The sequence below is a fragment of the Undibacterium sp. Di27W genome, assembly GCF_049340345.1.
Classification (GTDB): domain Bacteria; phylum Pseudomonadota; class Gammaproteobacteria; order Burkholderiales; family Burkholderiaceae_D; genus Undibacterium.
In genome coordinates this window covers 1-303 of sequence record NZ_JBMPOS010000154.1, presented here as the reverse complement: position 1 = coordinate 303, position 303 = coordinate 1, and the positions used below count along the sequence as shown (strand labels likewise).

Genomic DNA, 303 nt, shown 5'->3' with positions numbered 1-303 from the left:
AGGCATGTCCTTTTCGACATGTTCATCCGATTCATTTCCTGTGTTTCTACTTGTTTTTGAAAGCGATGAATAGGGATAGCTGAAGGGACATTTTCATGTCTAAAGCTTTTGTTAAAAAAGAGATTTTAGATTTTCTCGCAAAAGATAAAACAGAACAGGGTCAAGCACTTAACTTTAACGCCTTATTTCATACCCACATCATTTTCTGGAATCCTGGTCAGCAAGCCTATGTTGAACCGGCAATCACTGAATTAATTAAAGAAAATATTTTAAGACCGCAAGGAGAAAAATACTTTCTGACAA

1 protein-coding gene is annotated in these 303 nt (G+C 35.6%); it reads left to right on the top strand.

What is annotated here, in order from left to right:
* Positions 1–95: 95 nt before the first annotated feature.
* Positions 96–303: hypothetical protein (locus tag ACO0LF_RS31715; protein WP_423021427.1), on the top strand; the 208-nt coding region annotated here is incomplete at its 3' end.